The sequence below is a fragment of the Actinomadura sp. GTD37 genome, from assembly GCF_041951365.1.
Classification (GTDB): domain Bacteria; phylum Actinomycetota; class Actinomycetes; order Streptosporangiales; family Streptosporangiaceae; genus Spirillospora.
The window spans coordinates 296,160-317,360 of record NZ_JBGNUS010000005.1; the positions used below are offsets into that span (position 1 = coordinate 296,160).

The window sequence follows — 21,201 nt, forward strand, 5'->3', positions numbered from 1 at the left end:
CACCGGCCGGCCGCTTCCATGGTCTTCGTAGTGGACGTCGACGTCGGGATGGTGCCGTTCTATCGCTCGGGACATCCTCGTCCGCGAGACCCCTACAGCTGGGAGCGTGTACTCCCGGAGCACTCACTCGATCTACGGACTCGGGTGGTGGGCGTGGAGCAGGTCGGCTATGGCTTCGGCCACCTGGTCGGCTCCTGCGAAGAAGGTGAAGGCGGGGGCCGGATTGGCCTCGAAGCAGAACCAGTCGCCCTCCGGCGTCATGCGCAGGTCGATGCCGGCGACGACCAGTCCGAGGGCCCGGGCGAGGGCCACGCAGCGTTCGGGGAGGTCGCCGGGCAACTCGGCCGCGCTCTGCGTCAGGGCCGCGCCGCGGACTCGGTAGTCGACGGCGTCGGAGGCGAGCCGGACCGCGAAGGTCCGGTCGCCGACGACGTGGACGCGTACGTCCTCGCCCGGGATGTGGCGCTGGAAGAACGTGGGGCAGGCGGCCAGGCGCGCCATCCTGTCGGCGTCGTGGACGTCGGCGAGCGCGACGCGGGCGCGGATGCCGCTGCCGGGCTTCACCACGACCGCCCCGTGCTCGCCGGCGAACTCGGCGAGGGCCTCGGCGTCGTCGGTGACCAGGCTGGGCGGCACCGCGAAACCGGCCGCCTCGATCAGCAGGCCCTGGCATGCCTTGGCGGCGTTGGTCGCCGACGCCGACGGGCGGTTGACCACCAGGGCGGGCGCGTGGTCGGCCCAGGCGCACAGGGCGGGAGCGGCGCGGCGGGCGTGCCGGGTCAGGGCCGTACGCGCCGGGGACCTGGTGACGGCGGGCAGCCGTGCCGCGTCGTAGGGGCGCAGGTACGCCGCCGTCACGCGGGCGAGGTCCCACGAGGCGCCCGCGGTGCGCACGGTGCCGGACGCCACGGCCATCGGCCGGCGCTGATCCAGGACGAGCGGGTCGGCGCCGCGTGCGCGCAGGGCCCCCAGGACCCGGGCGAAGGGGCGTTCTTCCGGGTGCCCCCAGAGCAGGATCATCGCGCCCCTTCCGCGATCAGGGCGGCGAGGGCGGCGGTGACCTCGCCGTCCGCGGCCTGCCACCAGGGCTCCACGCCGTGGACGCACCAGCCGCGGTCGGGTCCGCGGGCCAGGCGCACGCACAGGACCGTGGCGTCCAGGGCCTTGGCGAGGGCGCGAACCAGTTCCGCGGCGGCCGGGTCGGCGCGGGGCAGGATCCGGTCGCCGACCAGGGTGAGGCGGGTGTCGGCCCTGGCGCGGGCCGCGACGGGCAGGCCCGCCGCCGCCGCGGCCCAGCGAACGTCGCCCGGGTCCAGGCCGCGTCCGCACAGCGAACCGGGCACCGGGCGGTTGACGACGAGCCCCGGGGCCTGGAGCCAGAGCGCGAGCAGCGCCGTGAGCTCGGCCGCGACGAAGCTCCGTTCGGGTCCGGCGATGTGCGGCAGGTCCCACGGGGTGACCGCGGGCAGGCACGCCAGCACGGCGGTGACGTCGCGGGCGGCCAGCGTTCCCCGGCGGGTGCCGAGGGTGGCGGCGGGCAGGTCGGCCGGGTCGCAGCGGGTGCCGGGGCCGGCGAGGGCGCGGGGGGTCACGAGCCGCGCCCGGCCCAGCCCCCGCAGCAGGGGCCGGGCCGGGCGGTGGCCGCTCCCGGAGACGACGACGATCAACCGCTCTCGGTCCCGTCGTCGTAGAGGTGGCCGCCGACGTCGGGACGGTCGTCCGCGGAGATCCACGGGGTGGCGCCGGACCCGTCGGCGGGGGCGCCGGATCCGGCGTCCTCGGTCAGCGGGAACTCGCGGTCCTTCTCCTTGAAGGCGACCTTGTCCGGGTCGATCTTCTCGATGTCGGGCTTCTCGGTCTCCTTGGGGGCCAGCACGAGGACCTCCTTGGTGATCACCTGTGTCGCGCAGAGCACGATGACCGTGTGCCGGCCGACCGGGAGGTTCAGCGCGACGCCCGGCGAGACGGTGGAGCCCTTGGGCACGGAGGTCGTGCCCCACACGGTGCCGTCCCCCAGCCGGACGGTGACCGGCACCGCGCGCGGCGCCGCGACGTTCAGCACGGCCCGGATGGACGCCGCGTACCCCTGGACCCAGGTGGCCGGCAGGGCCGCGCCGTCGCCCTGCGTCGCGTCGACCATGCCCGCGATGACCACCGAGTAGGACGGCGACATGGCGCCGAAGGGCGTGGCCTGCGCCATCTGCATCCGCAGCTGGTAGGTGCCCGGGGCGTCGGGGTGGAGCTGCGCCCCGGCGCTGGCGGTCTGCCCCGGCCGCACGGGGTTCGTGCTCAGGGACATGTCGGTCGGGCGCAGCGGGTCGCCCGACGCGCCGTGCAAATTGATCATCCGGTGGTTCATCTCCCAGTACCAGGGGGCGGTACCGGTGTTCTGGAGGGTGAACCACACGTACGGGCTGTCCCCGGCGACGATCGTGCCGGGCGGCATGGACAGCGCGACCGTGGCCGACAGCTGGGTGCCGGTGACCTGCGCGACGGTGATCGTCCGGTCCGGGGTCGGCTGGCCCCAGGTCTCGGTGACGCCGCCGGGGACGCCGCCGACCATGGTCGCCTTGCCCATCCGGAACGAGCCGGTGAGCGTGGCGGGGCTGGTCCCCGCGGCCGCCGGGAAGGTGATCGTCACCTCCTGGCCTGGCTGCACCACCGAGGGCACGGGGATGGCCGTCAGGCGCTCGGTGCTGGAGTTCGCCTTGATGTAGACGAGCTGGACGAACCCGCCCGCGGGCAGCAGGGCGTGCCCGGCCTCGGGCCGCCACGCGCTGTTGCCGGTGTTGCGGTACCGCACCGTCAGGGTCTCCACCTGGGAGGTGTACATGGTCTGCGGCACGGTGACCGAGGTCGCGGTGGCGTCGAAGAGCGGGGTGTCGATGTCGACCGGGCGGACCTTCCACTGCTGGTTGGGCAGCCCCTGGTACTCGGTGGCCACCGTCCTCGGGCCGTTCTCCGCCCATTCGGGCCCGCCGTCGACGGTCAGGCACCGGGTGGTGCCCTTGAGGTAGACGACCACGTGGCCGTCGCCGGTGGAGACCGGCTGCCAGAGCTGGGTGGCGGCGGGCGCGCCCGGCTGCGGCGGCGGGGCCTGGAACACCGCGGACAGGTCGGGCCTCTCCAGGGGGCCCGCGGTCATCAGCAGCCCGCTGTTCCAGGCGGCGATCGTGAAGTGCGCGTGGTCGTGCCACCGGAACGCCCACTGCTGGTTGGCGCCGCCGTGCAGCGGCCAGGTGATGATCGGGGCGTAGGGGTCGACGACGTGGGCGCCGCCGCTGACGTCGGCGTACTGGCCGTTGTGCCGGGCGGCCAGGGTGTAGCGGCGGTACCCGTCCTTCGGCTCGTAGGTGGCGGGGTTGGCCGGGTCGAAGATCCTGATCTCCGGGATGCCCGTCTCGGGGAGGGTCAGCAGCGGGTCGCCGAGGTCGCCCGCGGTGGTGGTGGTCAGGGCGGGGCGGCCCTCGGCGTCGGTGACGACGCGGATCTGACGGGCGTCGCCCTGCGGCATCCCGGCCGGGTGGCCGTTGACGCGGGGCTGCATCCAGAAGTCGAACCGGCCGCTGCGGATCAGCTCCATGGTGTTCTGGGCGCTCAGCGACCAGGACCGGCCGCCGTTGGAGCCGCCGATGCGCTTGATCGCGCTGCCCGGCACGGTCCGCGGCACCTGGCTGACCGCCTCGACGTCCACGCGGACGGCGTACTGCTCCCAGCTCGCGTCGACCAGGCCCAGCCGCAGCCAGCCCTCCTCGACGCGGGGCGCCCGGACCGGCGGGCTGCCCTCGGCGGCGCCGGCGCCGCCGGGCGGCAGCACCGTCACCTCGTCGGCGGCCCACGTGTAGGGGTCGGCGCGGTGCAGCCACGTCCAGGTGCCGTGCACGTCGGCGGGCAGCGGCAGCCGGCGGTGCTCGGCGTCGGCCAGGACCGGGCCGTGCCGGAACGTCGGCGTCATCTTCGCCAGCGGCTCGGCCACCCAGGAGCGGCGCATGCCGACGGCCTTGGCGGGCAGCAGCCCGGTCCGCACGTGGACCTGGCAGTTGGGCGCCACCAGCAGCGTCAGCGGCACCGGGACGCCGGGCCGCACGATCAGCGGGTCGCCGGTGACGTACCGTTCGGCCAGCGGGTCGCCGGACTCGCGGGCGGCCTCCAGCACGGCCGGGTCGATGACCCGCAGGGTGCCGGGGTCGCCGCCGGCCAGGTAGCCGACCAGGCCGTCCTCGAACCGGTCCAGGGCGCCCAGCGCCACCTCGACCGGGACGCCGCCGAGGGCGGGGTCGGCGGCCGGGTCGTCGACCTCGACCAGCAGCTCGGCGCGCAGCACCGCGACGGGGTGACCGAGCAGCATGGCGAGGTGCTCCTCGCCGGCCTCGCCGGTGAAGTCGATCGTCCACCAGGTCGTGTCGATGACCTTGAGCAGCGACGACAGCGCCGTCGGGTCGTAGGGGCCGCCGCGCCGGTCGGCGTCGACGACGCCGGAGGCGAGCCCGGCCAGCGCCGGGTGCCCGATCGCGTCGGCCGGGTCGGCGCCCAGCCGGCCGGGGCGGCCGGGCCGGGCGGGGTCGTCCTCCCAGACGGTCGCGCCGGTGCCGTCGGCGCGCAGCCGGCCCAGGCCGCCTCCGGCGGGGTCGAAGAACTCCGCCGAGCCGTCCACGAAGTCGGGCATGAGGAACCCGGCGACGGGGCTGATGGCGTCGTCGGCCTCGACGGTGGCGCCGCCGGCGCCGGTGCGGCCGTCGGCGGCGACGTAGCGCAGGGTCACCCGGGCCGGTGCGGTGAAGCGGGGCGCCAGGACGAGGGTGCCCGGGTCGTCGGCGGCGGCCGCGGACGGCGGCACGAGCGCCGCCGGCCCGGTGGAGCGGGCGCCCGAGGCCGTCTCGACGACCTGGCCGTAGGTGTCCACCAGCCGCAGCCGGGTCAGCTTCGTGCGGCCCGCGCGCAGCGGCGGGGCGGGGGTGAGCAGCGGCGGGCGGGTGTCGCCGCCGACCAGGTCGCCCTGCCGCTCGCCGCGCAGCATGCTCATCAGGCCGTCCAGGCGGCCGCCGAGCAGGTCGAGCAGCTCGACGTCGGCGGGCGCGGCGGCGGGGCCGGCGAGTCCGGTGGCGGCGGCCCTGCGCTGGGCGCGCAGGGTCGCGCCGGCCAGCACGGACGCGGGGCCGGCGGCCAGCGGCGCGCGGCCCCGGAACGTCCTGGCGGGTTCGGCCACCGCGGGCGGCGGCGCCCCTTCCAGGTCGGTGTCGCCGAGCCGCCAGCCGGTCGCGGCGAGCGGCTCGTAGCGCAGCTCCCAGTCGGCGTGCAGCGGGTTCCACGGACGCGCGGGCGGGGTGACCGCGACCGGTGAGGGCAGCGCGCCGCCGCCCGCCGCCGGGGGCACCGAGGGGTCCCAGGTCGCCCACCAGTCGGTGCGGGCCAGGGCGGGGGGCCGCTCGGCGCCGACCGGCGGCGGGGCCGAGCCGGGGTCCAGCGCGGCCAGCTCGACCAGCAGGTCCTGGCACAGCGCAGGGACGCCGGTACGCAGGACGCTCCCGTCCAGCCGCCCGGCGGGCGCGCCGCCGCCGCCGTCTGCGGCGGCGCCGAGGCTGGCGACCGTCTGCCCGCCGAGCCGGACGGTGAGGCGGGCGTCGCCCTCGAACCGGCCGTCGCCGCCGTGCTTGAAGCTGCGGCCGCCGCCCTGCACGACCAGCACCGGGTCGGCGGCCTCGAACAGCCGGGGCCGGGCCCGCTCGACGCCGACGAACTGCCCGGCCACGGTGGCGCCCGCGGCCGCCGACGCGGCGGGTTCGGCGGCCGGCCGGGGGTCGGCGGCCTGCCAGATGGTCTCCTGGTGCGGGACGTCCGGGGCGGCGCCGAACCGCATCGCGTGCAGCGCGGCGGTCAGCCGGGACTCCCCGTCGGGGCCGGCGCCGCCGCCGGTGGCGCCGGCGGCCTCGCCGTCGGCCTGGGCGAGGAACGCGCGGACGGCGGTCAGCCGGTCGGTCTCGCCGCCGTCCCCGGCCGACAGCGCGGCCAGGGCGTCCACCAGCGACTCGGCGAGCGCCAGCCGGATCGCCTCCGGGTCGGGCCGGTAGTCGGTCTCCGCGGACAGGACGCCGCCCAGGTCGCCGTTCCAGCCGGTGCCGGGCCAGCCGATCGACACGGCGGCGCCGTGCATGATGAGGCCGGTGGGCGTGGGCGCCAGGCCGTTGTACTGGTCCCCCGGCAGCCGCCAGCGCTGGTCGGCGAGGTGGTCGGTGAACGCCTTCCAGCCCGCGGGGCCGGCGCGGCGGAGGGGGTCGAGCTCGGGGTGGGCGTACCAGCCGCAGACCAGGTAGGCGACGGGCCCCTCGGCGTCGGTGAGGGGGTCGTGGAAACCGAGCCTGCCCTCGACGTTGTCGTAGTACGCCGCCCAGCCGAAGTCGCCGTGGCCGAGCGCGGTGAGGGGCTTGGCGGGCACCGCGCCGGGCGCGGGCGCGGTCCACTGCTCCAGCGGGGTCACCGTGGGCGGGGTGCCGGGCGCGGCTCCGGCGGCGTCCAGGATCCAGGCGCGGACGGCGCGGGGCCTGGGGCCCGCCTTGGCCGACAGCCTGGCCACCAGCCACCGCTCGGGCAGGGCGGGGAAGGACACCGGCCCCGGTTCGCCGCCGGTGGGCGGCGCCTGCTCGGCGTGGGTGAGCGCGTCGGGGACCGCCCAGTGCAGGTAGGCGCCGGTGGCGCGGGGCGCCGCCCGGTCGGTGAACGGGCCCGCCTGGAGCATCTGGACCGCGTCGCCGCCGGGGACGGGCTCGCGCATGGCGGTGTCGGCCCACTGCGCCGCGCCGTCGCCGGCGCGCAGGGCCAGCACGTCCAGTGCGACCGGGACCAGCAGCCATGAGGCGGCGTCGGGCGCGGCTGCCGTGGTGAGCACCGGCTGTGATTCGTACACGTTCTCCCCCGGGGTGTGGCGTCCTGCGTTGCCGCTCATTCGAAGACCTGCCGGTACGGACGGCTCAGCAGCGCGGCGGCGAGCGGTCCCGAGCCGGCCCTGCCGCCCCGGCCCGGCTGCCCGGCGACATCGGCGGCCAGCCTGACGATGTCGACGGTCTGGGGCGCGCGCATCCGGACCGGGACGTTCGCCCCGGACGTGTTCGGCGCCGGCGGGACGACCAGCCCCCCGCTCTGCGGATCGACGTGGAAGCCGTGGCCCAGTTCGCGGTGCGGTTCCTCGATCCAGACCGCGGACGGCACCCGCGGCCACAGCACCAGCAGCAGCGTCGGCGCCAGCGCCTCGAACCGCAGCGGCACGATCGGGTGGAGCCCGGCGGGCTTGGCGTCGCGCGGCGGCACCGGATCGGCGAACGCCAGGACCTGCGCCGTCGGCCACTGCGCCACCAGGGTGGAGCGCAGCAGCATCCCCGCGACCGGCCCCGAGGCGGCGGCGGTCCGCATCCTGCTCCGGTACAGCTCGGTGTGCCGGGCGGCGAGCGCGCTCGCCCGGCTGCCCGTCCCGCCGACGCTCAGCACGCCCTCGGTCAGCGCCTCCAGCCACTCGCCGTCCACGATGAAGAAGCGGACCGACTCCTCGGGCAGCAGGGCCGGGTCGGGGACGATGTGGTCGAACGGGATGCCCATCAGCCGGTGGTACCGGTCGATGGCCTCGGTGACGGCCGGCGGCGGCTCGCTGGCGCTCAGCGCCTCGGCCGCCGCCATGCCCCGCCGGAGCGCCGCGCGCCCTGCCTCGCTCATGACCGTCCCTCCGCCGCGGTTCCGGCGTCCTGCGGGATCGCGCCGTCGGGCGGGCCGCCGTCCGCGCCGGGCGGCTCCGCCGGGGCGGGCGCGCCGGCGCGCAGGGCGTGCAGGCGGCGGACGCGGTCGGGGACGCCCCACGGGTCGGCGGTCGCACCCGACAGGCGCGCCACCGTCTCGGCCGCGACGTCGCCCGGGGTGGATCCGGCCGCGAACGCGGGCGGGCCGAGGCCCGACATCAGGTCGCGGCGGCGCCACTCGCTCAGCTCGCGGACCAGGGACCGGTCGGCGGCGGCCAGCAGCCGGCCGAGCGTGCGGGCGGTCGGCAGGCTGACGTCCGTCTCGCCCTCGGCGGCCGCGGCCGGCGCGTCGGCGACGCCCGCGATCGGGCCCCGGTACAGGGCGACGCCCGGCGTCCCGTCCCGGCGGGTGTGGTCGAGGCGGGCGGGGCGCCCGGCGGACAGGCCGAACGCGGCCGCGTTCTGGGCGACGCCCGCCGCGACCTTCTGGAAGGTGCCCGAGCCGCCGGACTTGAAGGTCCAGTCGTGCAGCACCGGCAGGGTGACGGTCGCCGGGACGCTGCCCCGGTCCAGGACGGCGCCGTGGTCGGCCAGCGAGACCAGGCACATGTTGTAGGCGCGCCCGGCGACCGGGAGGCGGCCGGTCATCACCACCGCGACCCATCCGTCGTCGTCGCGGGCGGTGTCCGGGCCGCCGGGGGCGACGTGGCGGGCGTGGCACAGCAGCGGCACCTCGGCCCGCAGGGGCAGCGCGGCCCGGGCCACGTCCGCGCTCATCGACACCGCGGTGCAGCGGGTGCCGTCCGGCGCGGCCGCGTTGCGGTCGACGACGGCCTCGTTCACGTCCAGGAGCAGCAGCGCCAGCCACGGGGTGCCGGTGGACGGCGCCACCGTCTTCTCCCAGGGCAGGGTGCGGCGGCGCAGCACCACGTGCCCCAGCGTGGCGGTGTAGGCCCCTGCCGAGTCGGGCGGCGGGTACACCGACAGGATCTCACTCGGGTCGAGCCGGTACCTCCCCCCGGCCACCTTGACCCACCGGTCCTCGGTGAACACCTCCAGCGGCTGCGCGCCCGCGTGGTCGGCGGTGGCGCTGTGCTCGACGGTGGTGGTCACCCGGACCCGGTAGGTGTCGTCGCGCAGTCCGGGGGCGACTCCGTCGTAGAAGTCGATCCGTCCCGGTTCCAGTTCGGTCATTTCCGTCCCCCGTCGTTGTCGGCGGCCCAGCGCACCACGGCGGGCCGCGTCCCGGCCGCGGCGAGCGCTCGGCCGGCCCCTTCGTCGGCCGCCTCGGCCGCCTCGGCCGCCTCGTCCTCGTCTTCGCGCTGCGCGACCGCGTGCACCGCGACCGCGGACCAGCCGCCGGGCAGTTCCAGATCCACCCGCACCGGCAGGTCCGCGCCGTCGTCGCGGGGCGGCACCTGGACGAGCAGGCCCATCCCCGAGGCGGTGCGCAGCGCCTCGCCGCGGACGGTGCGGCCGTCGACGGCGACGGCCCCGGCCAGGTCGGCGGCGTCCCCGGCGGCGCCGTCGGCGCGCTCCACCAGGACCTGCACGACCGTGGTGGCCGGCGGCAGCAGCGTCCGGCAGCCGCCCCGGTTCCGCAGCAGGTCCCCGGCGCTGAGCAGGACGACCTGGTCGGGCGCGGCGGGCATCGGCACCGGGCCGTCCGGCAGCAGCGTCGCCCGCCCGGCCAGCGCCACACCCGGCAGCACCTGGACGACGGGCGTCCCGACGTGCCAGCCCGGGGCCCCGGCGGGCAGGCCCGCCACGTCGCCGACCATGACGTGCGAGGTGCCCTCCGGCGGGGTGAACGCCTCGGCCGCGGCGTCCACGACGCGGTCCGCCAGCACGTGCCCGGACCCGGACACGCACACCATCCGCGCCCGGCCGCCCTCGACGGCCAGCCCCGCGCGCTCCCCGGCGGAGACGCGCCACAGGTACCCCGCCCCGGGGGCGAGCGTGACGGCGTCGCCGGTCGCGGCGAGCGCGGCCGAGGGGGCCGGTGCGGGCCTGGTCACCCGGCGACCGCCGCGGTGCACCACTCCGATCAGCCTCGGCCCCGGAGCGTCCGGCGCGCGGCGGGTCCGGGGCGGCGCCGGTTCGGCGGCGAGGGCCGCGGCCGCCCGGCCGCCTCCGGCGGGCGCCCCGAACGGCAGCGGGGTGCTGACGGCGGTGATCTCCGGCCGGACCGTCACCGGGGCGCCGGTGGCGGTGGTGATGAAGTCCAGGTCGACGCCGCCGAGCGCGGGCAGGCCGTCCACGTCCTGCGGCTGGTCGCCGGGGGCGGGGGCGGGCTGCCACAGCGCCGCCTGGAAGCCGCCCTGCCGCGGCGTCACCACCATCGAGTTCGGCGCGGCGCCGTCCGATCCGGTGACCGCGACCTGGTGGGTGACGCGGAAGTACGGCAGGACCTTGTTCCCGCACGGCGTCGGGTGCAGCGGGGCGGGCCCGCCGACGGTGACGCCGGTGAGCGGGACCGCGGTCTCGCCCGCCTTGGCGCGCGTCGCCGGGATGCGGCTCTCGGTGCGCAGCCGCGCCGCCGCCTGGATCGGCCACGGCGCGGCCTGCGACCCGTCGGGCGGGTTCGCGCCGGTCGCGGCCGGGCCGGTGTCGGCCGCGGCGCCCGCCGAGACCGCCACCACCGCCGGGCCGGTGGGCCCGGCCAGGTAGCGGCGGCTGAACGCCAGCCAGGTCAGGTACGCCGGCGGGGGCGGCGCCGGGTCGCCGATGTGCACCGTCACGGAGGCGACCGCCACGTCGACCCGGGCGCGGCCGTGCAGCGGCGGCCCCTCGATCTGGAGCGACACGCCCAGGCTGACGCTGACCCGGATCGTCACGCAGGCGATGAAGCACACCCGCAGCCGGAACGTCGCGCCGACCTCCACGCCCATGTCGACGCGGTAGTAGAACGGGTCCCAGCCGAGGAGGACGTCCAGCCACGCGGTGAACCACAGCCGGACGATGTCGGTGTTGTAGGCGGCCTCGATCCGGCCGCCGAACATCATGAACCCGGGCACGACGGCGAAGTACGCCTCGCCCTTGACCGAGACCTGCTTGGAGACCGCCCAGCGGATGCCGACGCGCGGCACCACCGGGAAGCCCTCGGGGTCGAACCACGGCGAGTAGCCGCCGATGGTCAGCACGAACCGGCGTTCGCGGAACCAGATGACGAACGCGAAGCCGCCGGTCAGCTGGCAGTCGCGCGACAGCAGCCAGGAGTTGTCGGTGAGCTGGGCGCGGATGGACAGCAGGCTCTCGGTGGAGTCGAACCGGGCGTTGATCGCGAGCTCGACGTTGGCGATGGCCGGCCCGGCCATCGGCAGCACCATGCGCGAGACGCCGAGCAGGCCGACCTGGAAGCCGCGGTCGAGGGCGGCGTAGGCGACCGCGCTGGTGTGCACCAGCTCGAAGCTGGAGAACCGCACGCCCGCCGCGACCCAGTGGCTGCCCCGGCGGGCCGGGGCGACCTTGCGCAGCGCGGCGAGCTGCGAGTCGGGGTCGCGGGGCTGCCCGACGCCGCCCTCCTGGACCGCCTGCACCAGCGGGAAGGACGCGGCGGCGATCGGGTCGGTGGGGACCACCAGCGCCCGGTTGTAGCCGACGCCGCCCGCCAGGCCCTCGACGAACAGGTAGGGCGGGCCGCCCAGCGCGAACGGCAGCGCGACGAACACGAACAGCGAGGTGACGCCGTCGGCGGCCCTGGAGTAGCCGCCGATCGCGGTGAACCCGCGGCCCGCCACGTCGACCGACAGTTCCCCGGTGTACTCGGCGACGCCGTCGGCCACCGTCCGGGTGAGCCCGCCGGCGACCCGCACCGAGGGCAGGTCCAGCGAGACCGCCAGGCCGTCCAGGCCGATCTCCCACTCGCCGGGCTCGGCCAGGTCGTCCAGCGGGACCAGCAGCCGCAGCCCGTCCGGTTTGATCGACATGCCGGCCAGGGCGAGGCTGCCGTCGAAGAACAGCGCGACGGCGTCGGGATGGCCGGCGTGCTCGGGGCCGGTGAGCTTGCGGTGGGCCAGGCCGAGCTGGTCCAGGTGCAGCGGGCCGAACGACTTCTGCACCGGGAGCCAGCGCGGCTCGGCGGCGTCGGTGCCGTTCAGCACGACCTGCGGCCCGGTCGGGCCGGAGGCGACCACCACGTCGATCGGCGGGTTGGCCGGGGTGCCGTCGCCGGTCCCGGGCGCCAGGATCCCGCCCGACACCGGGTCGTTCGCGGGGCCCGGGGCCGTCAGCAGCGGCAGGCCCAGCCCGCCGAGCACGGCCGCCGCCCCCAGCGAGCCCGCGGTGGTGGAGCGGCGCGGGGTCCCGCCGACCGGCAGCCCGACCTCGGCGCGGACGAAGCCGGACGCGTGGCCGAGGCGGACGCCGCCCGCGTCGATGACGGCGGCGCCGTCGCGGCGCCGCACGGTCGCGCCGACCCCGCCGAACCGCAGCGCGGGGGCCAGGCCCGGCGCCGTCCCGGCGGTGTCCAGCAGCATCAGCGTCACGCCGTTCTCCGCCGCCGGCCAGGCGATGCCCGTTCCGGCGGGCAGGCCCGCGTGCAGCTCGACCCGGTACTCCCCGGCGGTGATCTCGGTCCGGCCGGTGAGGCGCAGCCCCAGCAGGGCGCCGGAGCGGGCCAGGCCGAGCCCCAGGCCGCCCGGCAGCGGGACGGCGACGCCGTCCAGCACGCCGAGCAGGTCCCGCAGCGCGGCCGCCGGGCCGGGCAGCGGCAGCAGCCGGTCCTGGTCGTCCACGACCTTGGCCGCGCGCAGCAGGTCCCGGGTGTTCTTGCCGGTGGGACCGTCCCACAGGGGGCGCGACAGCCAGGTGTCTGCCGCCCGCATCATCAGCCGGGCCGCCAGCGGGACGACCCACGCCTGGGCGAGCCGGGCCGCGTCGGCGGCGGTGATCGCCGCCGGGACGGGGGCGAGCGCGACGACGACCCGGTCGTCGCCGAGCGGGCGCAGGGTGACGCGCAGCCCTCCGTCCGAGCCCGCCGACAGGTCCAGCCGGGGCGTCAGCACGATCCCGGCGCCGGTGTCCAGGCGGGTCGCGAGCCGGGCGGCGGCGGTGCAGGCCGTGCCGGAGCGGCCGACCGTCACGTCGGCGGTGACCCCGGCGCCGACCTGCCCGCCGGCCGGCGTCTGGAGGTTCAGTCCGGTCAGCCCGAGCAGCAGGGCGGGCTGGGCCGAGCCGGGGACGGCGACGGCGTCGAGGACGAGGTTCCCGCCCAGGACGGGGGTGGACAGCCGCAGCGCGCCTGGCGCGGGCGAGGAGACGACGTCGCCGAGCAGCCGTCCCAGCAGGGTGGCGGTGGCGCTCACCCCGGCGGCGGTGACGCCGTCCGGGGAACCCGGCGCCGCCCGGACCAGCCGGGCGAGCCGGTCGCCCCGGGCGGCGAAGCCGTGCCCGGGGCCCGCGGCGGGGTCGTAGACGCCCAGCGCCGCGGCGACGGCGAGGGCGTCCGACAGCAGCGGGGAGGGCGCGGGCGACGCCGCCGCGGCGGTCAGGCCGTCCAGCACCTCGGGCAGCAGGCGCGCGGCCTGCGCCGCGACGAGCTCGGCGACCCCCTCGACGGCGGGCAGCAGGTGGACGGTGGTCTCCGCCCCGGAGAGGGTGAAGGCCAGCACCGGGCCGTCGGGGCCGTGCCCGGCGGTGACGCGGACGCTCCCCCAGCTGCCCGGCAGCGGCAGGTCCACCTCCAGGGCGCCGTCGACGGCGGCGTGCCGGCCGGCGACGGTGACCGCCGCCGACAGCGCCAGGGTGGTCCCGCCGATCGCGACGGGCGAGCCGGTGGCCAGGGAGACCCTGGTCCCGCCGGCCGGAGCCGCGTCGGCCCGCACGGTCAGGCCGCCGGGCAGCATCAGCGGCCGGGCCGCGTCGCGGGCCAGGCCGGCGGCGTCGGCGAGGTCGGCCAGGACCCCGTTCAGCGCCGCCGGGTCGGGCGTTCCCGACGCGCCGCCGCCCAGCAGGTTGTCCAGCAGCCAGCCCGCCGGGTCGTGCAGCAGCCGCGACAGCGCGGCGGCCGGGCCGAACCCGCCGATGACCCGTTCGAGCAGGCCGGTCAGGCAGACGTCGGCGATCAGGCGCGGCACCAGCGAGGCCAGCGCGGCGCGCAGCTCGGCGGGCCCGGCGTCCAGCGGCAGCGGCTCGTCCAGCCACGGCGCGCGCAGGCGGGGCGCGCCCGTCGGCCCCCGGTCCAGCCCGAGGCCGGCCAGGGACAGGGCGCAGTCCGCGGTCGCCGCGCCGCCGAGCTCGACCTCGCCGTCGCCGCGGAACCGGCCGCCGGCCGCGGTGGCCAGCCCGGCGCCGGTGGTGCGGACCGCGACCCGCCACGGGTCGGGGGTGACGACCAGCTCGACCGGCAGGTCCGGGGAGCGCCAGCGCCACGGCCCTGCCCCGGCCGCCGCGCCGGCGTCGCGGACCAGGCCGTACAGGCCGGCGCCGCGGTCCAGCAGCGGGACCAGCCGGGGCCCCAGGTAGGCGCCGGGGTCGGCGGCCAGCGCGGCGAACGCGTCGGCGATCAGCACCTTGCCCGTCCCGCCGGCGCCGGTCAGGCCGAGGTCGGCGAGCAGGTTCAGGAACGCGGCCAGCTCGCCGCCGGCCGGGTCCTCCCGGCCGAGCGCGTCGATGAGGCGGGCCAGCAGCGGCGCGGTGCGCGGGTCGTCCAGGCCCGCGGCGTGCGACCAGCGGCCGCCGAGGGCGGCGTCGCGGAGCACGACGTCCAGCACCGGCGCGCCCGAGTCGCCGGGCACCGTGACGGTGGCCTCCAGCGTCCCGATCCGCGCCCCCGTCTCGGGGACGGCGCCGGTCTCGGTGTCCAGCAGCGGCCCGCCTGCGCGGGCCAGCCGGACCCGGGCGACCAGGCCGGCCCGCGGCGCCGGCGGCTCTTGCGCGCCGACCACGACCTGGACCCGGCCGAGGTCCAGCCGCACGTCGGTCTCGACGGAGACCGCGCCGGCCGGCCCGGTGGGCTTGGGCAGCCCGATCCGCACCCCGTGGGCCAGGTGGGTGACCTCACCGCCGGTCGCTGACGCGGCCAGGGCGACCTCACCGGCGAGTATCGTCGCCAAGGTGTCGCCGGGCAGCCCGCCGGTGATGGCCAGCAGGTGCGTGGCGCCGACGTCGGGCGGTGTCGCCGGGACGGCGGCGAACCGGGCGGCGGGCAACAGCCCGGGCCCCTCCACCGCGACGGTCGCGGCGGGCAGCTCCCTCCCGTACGGGTTCAGGTCTTCCTGCGTGGGGGCCAGGAACGCGAGCATGTCGTCCGCGGCCGGGGCGCCCAGGCCGTACGGCACGGCTCCGCGGACGAGCCGGGCGGCGTTGCGGACGTCGGGACCGGTCAGCGCCGTGACGTCCACCGGCCTGACGGGGGTGCCGAGCGTGACCAGCCCGAGCACCGGGGTGGCGGGCTGGGCGGCCAGGTCGGCGACGAGCCTGCGGGCCGCGACGCCCGCGACCGAGTGGGCGACCAGCACCGTGCGTCCGCCGGGCCGCGCGACCGCGATCCGGTCCAGGACGCGGCGGAGCTGCGCGGCCTGGTGGACGGCGTCGTGCTCGTCCTTCTCCCCCAGCCGCACGATGTACACCGGCGCCGCGCCGATGGTGCTCAGGTCGGCGTGCAGCGGGTCGGGGACGCCGCGCAGGTCGACGGTCGCGACCGCGGCGGACGCGGGCAGCGGACCGCCGGGCCCGGTGGCCGCGGCGACCAGGTCGGACCAGCAGTCGTCCCCGGCGAACGAGGGGGCGACCAGCACGATCGACCACGGCACGGTCCCCAGACCCGCGGTCAGCGAGCGCACCGTGCCGAGCACGCCGCCGATCGCGTCGCGGGACCGGGGCAGCATGTGGTGCGCCGCGCGGACGGGCCACGCCTGCCCGGCCGCGTCCGCCGGGACGACACCGTCGCCCACGCTGAACAGCTCGCGCAGCAGCCGCAGCGACGCGTCCGCCTCGGCACCGGAGGCGAGCGCGGCGGTGCCCTCGCCGACGAACGCCCCGAGGTCGGCGGCGAGGTCGGTCACATAGTCCATGTCGCTCTTGTCGAGCGCCTCGCTCTCCAGGCGCGCGGTCACCGCCTCGGCCCATTCCGGGGGCGGTCCGCCGGGCAGCGTCCAGGTGAGCAGTTCGGCGGCGGGCCGGTCGTGCGGCTGGAGCGGCACGGTCCAGGGGTCGGCGGCTGTGCCGTGGCCCGCCGGGGCGGGGCCCGCCGCGCCGACGTCCTCGAACAGGCCCACCCGGTCGGTGAGGAACGCCTGCAGCGGCCACCGGGCCTCGGACAGGTAGGGCAGGCCCGCGGCGGTGACGCCCGCCTGCGCGGAGACCAGGGCGGCGGCCCAGGAGCGCAGCGCCTCCAGCGGCCGCTCCAGCAGGGAGCCGGCGTCGCCGGGGTCGGGCGGCTCGATCGCCGGGGCGCCCTCGGGCAGCCGCGCCGAGCGGCCCATGCCCAGGATCGACGGCAGCAGCCCGGCGCCGGGGCCGCCCCAGGAGGCGGCCGCGCGGGCGACGACGGCGCGCAGCACGTCCATCGCCTGGGCGGGGCTGACGGCCAGGCCGAATGTGCCGCTGGAGGCGTCGGCGCCGGCCGGCAGCCGCAGCGTGCCCAGGTCGAGCTGCTCGCCCGCGACGGTCAGCCGCACGTCCTCCAGGGTCGCCTGCGCGGTGAGGGGCGTGCCGGGCGTCCACGCGGCGAAGGCGCGCAGGTCGCCGGTGGCCAGGCCGAGGTCGCCGTCCAGCTCCTCGCCGGGCGGGGTGACGGCCAGGTCGGCGCGGACGCCGCCCAGCCAGCGGACGCCGCCGCCCTCGGGCGCCAGGTCGGCGGCCAGCAGCGCGGCCTGCGCCGACACCGCCCATGCGGTGGCGGCCTGCGCGGCGGACGCGACGCGCAGCCGCAGCCCGAGGTGCGGGCGGGGCGCGCCGGCGGTCCCCTCGTCCCACAGGGCGAGGGCGAAGCCGCCGGTCGCGGCGGTGCCGCCGGGCCACCAGCCGAGCGGCAGGACCCACGGATCGGCGGCGGAGCCCGCGCCGGTCACCGGCGCCAGGTCGCCGGGGCGGCCCGAGCCGAGCAGCCCGCCGATCGCGGCGAGCAGGCGGCGCCAGCCGTCGGCGGTCTGCCGCAACTCCCGGTAGTAGGCGGCCAGCGCGCGGGTCGGCGCGGTGGCCAGTCCGCCGATGTCGGTGCCGGGGGTCGTGGCCAGGCCCAGCAGCGTCCGGACCGCGCCGGCGAACGGCCCGGCGGCGCCGAGGCCGTCCTCCAGCGCGTCCTCCAGCGCGGCGGCCGCGGCGCTGCCGAGCGAGGACGCGTCGGTCAGGTCCAGGCGGGGGAACACGTGGTCGGGGGTGACGACGTCGCGCAACTCCAGCACCGGGCCGAGCCCGGAGGCGTCGTAGCGCAGCCCGGCCCGCAGCGAGCCCACCCCGAACCCGTGGGTCGCGGGGCCGGCGGGGACGAGCGGACCGGACGCCGCCGCCCGGCGCACGGTCACCTCGGCGCGCTCGGCGAGCACGGCGGAGCCGGTGCCGTGCAGCGGCAGCGCCAGCAGGACGCCCTCGCCGGAGACGACCGCGTCGGCCGCCGCGACGGCGAACTCGGCGGACAGCGCCACGACCAGCACCGGGGTGCCGCTGTCGGGCGCGGGACGCAGCCACACCCGGGCCGACACCGCCGGGCCGGGGCCCGGCGCGGTCAGCCGCAGCACCGCGGGCTGCTCCTCGGTGGGAGCGCCCGCGGCGGGCGCGGACATCGGCAGGTCGCCCAGCAGCCCGGCGATGTGCCGCAGCCAGGCCACCAGCGCCGACCGGCCGTCGGCCAGGGTCGAGCCGGCCAGCCCGGCCAGCCAGCCGCGCATCGCGGCCGGGTCGTGGACCAGGTCGGCCAGCGGCAGCGCCGGCAGCCCGTCGGACAGGCCGAGCAGCCCGGTCAGATGGCCGGCCAGGGCGCGCACCTGCGCCGGCTGGTCGGCCGCCGACAGCAGCGCGTCGACCAGGGCGGCGGCGAGCTGCGCCAGGCCCGCGGGAACGGCGATCGGGTCCAGGTCCAGCGGCGGCAGCGTCGAGGCCGGCCCCGGACGGAACCGGACCCGGAACCGCGCCGCGGCGCCGCCGGGACCGGTCCCGGCCATCGACAGCGACGCGGTCAGCCGGGCGCCGTCGCCGGGCAGCCGCACGGCGGCGGCCAGCTCGACCGGGTGGGCGGCCTCGCCGGTCACGACCGCGAGCGCGCCGCCGCGGACGGCCACCAGCGGCACGGTCGCGGTGACGCGGGGCGCGGCGGGGCCGGGCTGGGCGACGGCCCGCAGGTCCAGCAGGATCTGCGTGGCGGCGCCTGCGCCGGTGCGGGTCACGCCGAGGTAGAGGCCGCCGATGCCGGTGGGCTCCACCAGCGGGTGCAGCCGGGTCTCCTCCTCCAGCGCCGCGTGCGGCAGCAGCAGGTCGAGGGCCTCCAGCGCGGCGTCGCGCTGGTCGGGGTCGGCCAGCACCCGCGCGACGTGCTCGGCGGGCGAGGCGAAGAACGCGGTGTTGAGGGACAGGTCGTCGGAGGGGCCGTCGAACAGGCCGATGGCCCGGCCGAGGGCGCCCGCCTCGGCCGTCAAGGTGTCGGGGATCACGGCGCGGGCCACCCCGTGAAGCTTCCGGGAGTGGCGTTCAGGCCGGGATCCCTGGCCGGTTTGTCGCTGGTCGCCGGGATCACGGGTTTGTCGTGAAGGGCGACGATGTTGTGGTCCCGGGAGTCCTTGTTCTTCTTGTACACGCGCCGGGCGAGCACGAAGTTGACCGCCATCCGCATCAGGAAGTGGTCGTCGGCCTCGGTGCCGACCAGCGTGTACGGCTTGCGGGCGTAGGTGTTGCGGAACGCCGTGTCGAGGTCGTCGGCCACCAGCCCGGGGACGTTGATGTGCGCGTCGATCACGGTGGCCGCGAAGAACTGCGAGGAGACGAGCCGGCGGAACGGGTACTGCTTGCCGCCGGGGGCGCCGGTGGTCGGATACATGCCGTTCACCTGGTTCCACAGGCGCTGGAACCGGAACACGGCGGTCTGGAGCTGCGCGGTGCACAGCTCCCGCGAGGTCTGCGCGGCCAGGCGGGAGATGCCGCCCCACAGCGGGTCGAAGATCACCTGCTTGGCCGTGTTCTCCACGCCGCCGAACAGCGCCCAGCGGTGCGCGGCGCCCGACCTGATCGGCTGGGGCGTCTCGGCCGGGCCGCCGGGGGCGCTGTACTTGAGCCACACCAGCTTGACCCGGCTCGGGACGCCGTCGTCGGCGGGCCCGGTGCCCGCGTCGCCCCAGTCGCCGGCCGGCCTCGATGCGTACGCGCTGCGCCAGGTCTCGGGGGTGTCGGACCGGGACCGCGGGCGCAGGTAGGGGTTGGCCTCGTCGATCTTGTCGGGTGTCGGCTCGGTGGTGTCGGCGAGGCCCCACACCCGCAGCTGCATCCCGCGGATGCCGAAGAACAGGTCGAAGTGGTCCGGCGCCATCCGCATGAACTGGTACAGCACGACGGTCAGCTCGTCGTCGGCGGCGATCGTCCACTGCTGGATGCCGATCGACACGATGCCCCCGTCGGCCAGCCGCAGGCCGTCCAGCTTCCCCTCGTTGGGGGCGATCTTCTTGACCAGGTCCCAGCACTGCAGCAGCGTGGAGTCGGGGGCCGGGCCGAGGAACGTGGGATCGTCCCCGACGAAGTCGACCAGGTCCATGCCGCCCAGCGCCGCCGGGCCGTAGTACTTCCCGGTGTTGTCGCGGACGCCGGCCGCCATGAGCCTGCCGTAGACCACGGTGAGGTAGACGGCCTTGCCGTTCGGGCTCTTGCGCTGGAGCTGGGCGGGCGCCAGGAACAGGTCCACCGGGGGCACCGACGGGCCGCGCTCGGTCGGCGAGTACCAGGCGGCCGTCCCGTTGGCGGCCAGGCCGAGCGCTCCGGCGAGCAGGGCGCGCGCGCCGGCCACCGCGGGCTTGTCGGCGGCCGGAACACCGTCGCCCTTGCGGCGCAGCACGTCCCAGAGCCGGCGGAACAGCGCGTTGCCGCCCATCGTCCAGCCGGTGACCGCGGCCTGGTGCTCGGAGAAGCCGGACAGGACGGCCAGCGTGACGGGCAGTTCGAGCTCGGGCCGGTCGCGGCGGAGCTGCCGCATCAGCTCGATCTGGTAGAAGATCCCCTCGAACGGGTTGACCAGCACCCCCGCACGGACCTCGGCGCCGAGCGCGGCGACCTCATCGGGCTTGGCGACCGGCTTGGTCAGCGCGCCCAGCCGCGTCGCCACCTGCGCCTTCAGCTCCAGCGGGCGGTGGCCGGCCTCGGTCGTCACCGGCAGCGGCTCGACGGGCAGCCGCACCGTCAGCTGGAGCCCCGCCTCCTCCTCGGGCCTGCTCAGCCGGGCCCATTCGCGCATCTGCGCGCGCCCGACCTTCCAGGTCGGGGCCGCGGGCGGGACGATCTCCACCTCGATCGGCAGGATCACCCGGCGGCCGACCTTCCACTCGGTCGGACGGAGCGGGGGGATGTTCATGCCGAGATAGACCGCCAGGGCCTTCTCCAGCTCGTTCTGGGTGAGCTTGAGGTCGGTGGCGCCCCCGGGCGCGTCCTTGGGGTCCAGCGCGCCCTTGTTGACGATCGGCTCGATCGCCGCCGCGAGCCCGCGCAGGTTGGCGCCCAGGCCGAGGAAGGCCGACAGCCGGCGGGGCCCGGCGGCCTCCGCCGCCGGATCTCCCGTGGTCGCCGCCAGCGTGCCGTCGACCACCGCGGGCCACGCGGCCTGGGCGAGCTTCGCGCCGTTGGGCTGGGTGAAGCCCCACAGCGTCACGTTGGACTCCACCGCGCTGGGCGGAGGCGGCGGCGCGGGCGGGGCCGGCGGCTTGGCCGCCACGGCCTTCTTCACGCTGCTCAGGGCCGGTTTCGCGGCGGCCGCGGCAGTCACGCCGCCTCCCGGGCGAAGGTGCGCACGGAACGATTCCGGGCAGGCTGACGCAGAGCATGTCCGATCATTGTTTCCCCCACATGGCTGACCGAAGGCCCCCGTGATCCCATCGGCGGGCCGAGCGGATTGATCAAAACACAGCTTTCCGCTTTGTACAACCAGCCCTTACATGTCCCCGATTCAGGGACATCCCGGGACCGCCATCGGAGCGGCCGGGACCCGCATTGACACGTCATTCTTCGGCCAGGTACGGCCAATCCTGTCCCGTCCCCGGCAATTGGCCCGGGACACTCGGGACACCGGCCCCAGAACGTCCGGGACACCTGGTCCGGGACGCCTACCGGCCCCGTCTGCGTCCCTCCGCAGGTCGGCAAGACGGGTTTTACCTTCCGCCCTTGCCAGACCATTCCTACCTCGGAGAATGTCCTAGGAACAATAATTCTCCGGCGGTCGTTCATTCAAAGCGAGAGGGGGTACGTGGAACGCACCCGGCCGCACGCAGACCGGCACGATCCGGAACCACAACCCATACGCCTGCGTAGAGGTCGCCGCCCGAGTCACTGAAAACGGCGCCTTCGGCCG

General features: G+C 77.3%; 7 protein-coding genes. All 7 read right to left on the reverse strand.

All coding sequences use genetic code 11. The features are described 5' to 3' along the window. Positions 1-132: 132 nt before the first annotated feature. The 7 genes from ACA511_RS26000 to ACA511_RS26030 are packed head-to-tail and all read right to left on the reverse strand — an operon-like array spanning position 133 to position 20,619. On the reverse strand, positions 133-1,020 hold the full coding sequence (locus tag ACA511_RS26000; RefSeq protein ID WP_375027219.1) for a RimK family alpha-L-glutamate ligase: 888 nt from the start codon (positions 1,018-1,020) through the stop codon (positions 133-135). After that, positions 1,017-1,667 carry a hypothetical protein gene (locus ACA511_RS26005; protein ID WP_375027220.1) on the reverse strand — a complete coding sequence of 217 codons (651 nt, stop codon included), beginning with the start codon at positions 1,665-1,667 and terminating at the stop codon, positions 1,017-1,019. Before ACA511_RS26005 ends, ACA511_RS26000 begins: the two co-directional genes overlap by 4 nt. Further along, positions 1,664-6,940 carry an RICIN domain-containing protein gene (locus tag ACA511_RS26010; RefSeq protein ID WP_375027221.1) on the reverse strand — a complete coding sequence of 1,759 codons (5,277 nt, stop codon included), beginning with the start codon at positions 6,938-6,940 and terminating at the stop codon, positions 1,664-1,666. The genes ACA511_RS26005 and ACA511_RS26010 overlap by 4 nt, the downstream gene beginning before the upstream one ends. Further along, a complete protein-coding gene (locus tag ACA511_RS26015; protein WP_375027222.1) occupies positions 6,937-7,701 on the reverse strand; it encodes a hypothetical protein in 765 nt (254 codons plus the stop codon). Before ACA511_RS26015 ends, ACA511_RS26010 begins: the two co-directional genes overlap by 4 nt. Beyond that, entirely contained in the window at positions 7,698-8,915 is a 1,218-nt protein-coding gene (locus ACA511_RS26020) for a hypothetical protein (protein ID WP_375027223.1), read from the reverse strand. Before ACA511_RS26020 ends, ACA511_RS26015 begins: the two co-directional genes overlap by 4 nt. Further along, entirely contained in the window at positions 8,912-18,322 is a 9,411-nt protein-coding gene (locus tag ACA511_RS26025) for a DUF6603 domain-containing protein (RefSeq protein WP_375027224.1), read from the reverse strand. The genes ACA511_RS26020 and ACA511_RS26025 overlap by 4 nt, the downstream gene beginning before the upstream one ends. Beyond that, positions 18,307-20,619 (reverse strand): hypothetical protein, encoded by a 2,313-nt coding sequence (locus ACA511_RS26030; RefSeq protein ID WP_375027225.1) that lies wholly within the window; start codon positions 20,617-20,619, stop codon positions 18,307-18,309. Before ACA511_RS26030 ends, ACA511_RS26025 begins: the two co-directional genes overlap by 16 nt. Between the last annotated feature and the right edge of the window lie 582 nt (positions 20,620-21,201).

Coding starts and splice junctions, on each gene's coding strand:
- ACA511_RS26000 (WP_375027219.1), bottom strand. CDS start 1,020: ATGATCCTGCTCTGGGGGCACCCGGAAGAACGCCCCTTCGCCCGGGTC.
- ACA511_RS26010 (WP_375027221.1), bottom strand. CDS start 6,940: ATGAGCGGCAACGCAGGACGCCACACCCCGGGGGAGAACGTGTACGAA.
- ACA511_RS26015 (WP_375027222.1), bottom strand. CDS start 7,701: ATGAGCGAGGCAGGGCGCGCGGCGCTCCGGCGGGGCATGGCGGCGGCC.
- ACA511_RS26020 (WP_375027223.1), bottom strand. CDS start 8,915: ATGACCGAACTGGAACCGGGACGGATCGACTTCTACGACGGAGTCGCC.